Consider the following 2,799-nt stretch of genomic DNA (forward strand, 5'->3'; position numbering starts at 1 on the left):
ATAGCCGTGTGCGGCTAGCTTGCCGAGATAGTTCACATCCACGCCGTCGCGCAGATACCGGGCCGGGTCCATCATGCCGCCGCTGATGATGCCGTCCAGAACGGCGCGGCCCTCGTCGGCGGTGAAGAGGGTCCATGCCTCTATGCTGGTGGCGGTTTTCGGCGGGGCGGTGACAAGGGCAAAATACGCCGCTCCGTCGTTGCCGTGGAAGGGTACGCGCCGGGTCATGAAGCCGACACGGGCGCATTCGTTTTCGTACTCCTTGATGGAGCGGAAGCCGTGATATCCCATGCTGTGGTCCTCCATTTTGGTTTTGGGTCCTTGCTTTACCCATGAGCGCCCGCCCGGATGCTGGGCGGCTGGGCTTGCACCAGCGGCGGCGGATGCCGTCGGCCTTGCGGGTCAATAGAGTTCGTGAAATGCCTTGATGATCTGCGCCCGGATTTCGGGCTTGGGGAAATCGGGGTTGTTGTCTGCGCTGGTGCGGTAGGTCCAGCCGGTTTCGGTGATGTAGGCGTCGATTTCCTCAATGCGCTTGTTGTCGAGACGGAGACGCATATAAATATGGGTCCCGTCGGTGTGTTCTGCCAGCTTGATAGCCATGCTATATCCTTTCTGCCCTCGTAACCTCCGGGGCGGGCGGTTTGTCAGGCCAGGGGGAACAGGGCTTGACCGTCGGCGGCGGTGTCGGCAATTTCTTTCGGCGCTGCGTATATGGACCAGTTTGCGGAGGTGGGCATTTCCCGCCCGTCGTGGAAAGCTCCGCCGATGGCGTGGCCGTTCCAGTCGGTGCCCTCGTAGCGGTCCATATAAAGCAGACTGTCGCGGTTGCAATCTTCCTCCGTCAGATGGATAATTTTGGTTAAGCGAAACCATCCGTCACAGAAGCGGTAGTAGTGGCCTACGGCGGCGTTCTTGAACGTCAGCGCCGGGAGATCGTCAATCATTTTCCGGCGGGCCTCCTGGTATTCGGGGCGGGCCTTGTTGCGCTGGACGGCGGCGGAAATGCGGGCAATCAGTGCGGCGTCGTCGGTCACAAGCCGGAAAGCGTGGGTATAGGCGCGGAAGTTGCCGGAGATCATGGTACATCCGGCGTATTTTGCCGCGTTCTCCGTGGAGAGCCATTCGGGGGACGGGTTCACAAAGTCGCCGTAAAGCTCAAAGATGGGGTCCAGGGTGTGCGCGGCCAGGTCTTGCAGAATGTTTTCCTCGGTGTCGTCGATAAAGGACCAGGGCGCGGCGGGGTTTGTTACCGTGTTCAGGTATTCGGTCATTTTGTCAGCCTCCCTTGGGTTGGTTTTGGGTTTGCGGCCCATGAGCGCCCGCCAGATTGCTCCGGCGGCTGGACTTGCACCAGCGGCGGCGGGATGCCGTCGGCCTTGCGGGTCACGAAAAGGGGAAAAGGGCTTGCCCGTCGGGGGCGGTTTCCTGGGCGTCGTCGCTGTCGGCGGCGGGAGCCGGGGCCGGTTTCGGCGGGTCGATGCCGAGAAGGTAGCAGGCGCGGCGGAGGCTTTGCGGGGTTCGCTGGGTCTGCCATGCGCCCTCCGTTCTGGACCAGCGGAAGCCGTTGCTTTTCAGCTTGGAGCGGGTCGCGTCGTCGGGCTTTTCGTCGAAAAGGATTTGCACGCGGTTCACGTCCTCGTTGGTGATAATCATGCCGCCGTCAAATTCGATTTCGGTATGCTCCATTTCGTCCACCTTGCGGAGCTGGGCGAGACGGTCCTTGATGCGCTTGATTTCGCCGTTGCGGTTGGAGAGCTGCCAGGCCGGGACCGGGCGGCGGATGCCCTCGCGCATTTCGGAAAGCTCCTTGTCGGCGCGGTCCGCTTCCTCGTCGCTGATGCCGGGAAAGCCCTTGACACTCTTGTGCTTGCGGTAGTAGGCGTTGAGGGCCTTGTCCTCTTCCTGGNCCGCTTGGAGCTTGGCAAGTTTGGCTTCCAGCCTNTCCACGGCGTCGGGGTCGTCGCTGCTGATCGCGCGGTTGCTGGCGGCGGATGCGGCGCGGCTGGCATAGTAGGCGGCTTTCTCGCCCGCCTCGATGGACTTGCGCATATTGCGGTCGATTTTGTCCAGGTCGCGGCGGTGGTGGCGCTCGCTGTGGTGGCCCACAAGGATGGGCTGGCCGGGGGGAATGTGCCGCATGATTTCGTGGGCGGCGTGGCTGGCGGCGGCGCTTTCGGCCTGGGCGCGGGCGGCGCGTTCTTCCATGCGGTCGATGCGGGCCTCCTTGCGCTCCTGGTAGTCCTCACGTCCGATTGACATTTTGTGTACCTCCGTTATGTGGTTTTGGGTTTGCGGNCCATGAGCGCCCGCCCNGATGCCGGGCGGCTGGACTTGCACCAGCGGCGGCGGATGCCGTCGGCCTTGCGGGGATGATTAGAACAGGGACAGGTTGCCGCCNTCCTGGGCAACGCGGATGGCATCGGCGTAGGCTTGCAGGCGCTTGTCCGCGTCGGCCTTGGCTTCAAACTCGCGGACTTTTTCGGACAGCTCCAAAGCGCGGGCCTGGGCGGCTTGCCGGGTATCGGCCATGGAGACGGACNGACCGAAAACGGGGTGGACTGCGTGCCAGGTTTTGGACCTTGTGCCGATGGCGTAGTAGTTATAAATGCCGTCGGTGTAGCCGTCTACCTTGTGCGGCTTCTGTTTGTCGTCCTCTTTGTCGCGGCGGATGGTGTAGAAGCTGCATTTCTTCCAGGGACCCGGAACCGGCGCGGGGGCCGGTTCCGGGTCAGCCTTGGGGGCGGGAAGCGCCAGGAGCCGCGCCGGGGCGGGGAGCGCCAGCCGGACGGGCGGAAG

The 2,799-nt window shown here is 63.2% G+C and carries 4 protein-coding genes; all 4 read right to left on the reverse strand.

Features of this window, described 5'->3' with window-relative positions; genetic code table 11:
• Positions 1-291: hypothetical protein (locus JX325_RS14735; protein ID WP_204791830.1), on the reverse strand; the 291-nt coding region annotated here is incomplete at its 3' end.
• Positions 292-402: 111 nt separating this feature from the next.
• Positions 403-603 carry a hypothetical protein gene (locus JX325_RS14740; RefSeq protein WP_204791831.1) on the reverse strand — a complete coding sequence of 67 codons (201 nt, stop codon included), beginning with the start codon at positions 601-603 and terminating at the stop codon, positions 403-405.
• Between the two features lie 44 nt (positions 604-647).
• The gene (locus JX325_RS14745) at positions 648-1,274 is read right to left on the reverse strand and encodes a hypothetical protein (protein WP_204791832.1); all 627 of its coding nucleotides are present in this window, start codon (positions 1,272-1,274) and stop codon (positions 648-650) included.
• A gap of 112 nt (positions 1,275-1,386) precedes the next feature.
• Positions 1,387-2,262 (reverse strand): DUF3560 domain-containing protein, encoded by an 876-nt coding sequence (locus JX325_RS14750; RefSeq protein WP_204791833.1) that lies wholly within the window; start codon positions 2,260-2,262, stop codon positions 1,387-1,389.
• Positions 2,263-2,799: the final 537 nt, after the last annotated feature.

Source organism: Oscillibacter sp. CU971 (assembly GCF_905219725.1).
Taxonomy (GTDB): Bacteria; Bacillota; Clostridia; order Oscillospirales; family Oscillospiraceae; genus Oscillibacter.

Excerpts from the sequence above, each read along its gene's own strand:
- JX325_RS14740 (WP_204791831.1), bottom strand. The coding sequence starts at position 603 with ATGGCTATCAAGCTGGCAGAACACACCGACGGGACCCATATTTATATG.
- JX325_RS14745 (WP_204791832.1), bottom strand. The coding sequence starts at position 1,274 with ATGACCGAATACCTGAACACGGTAACAAACCCCGCCGCGCCCTGGTCC.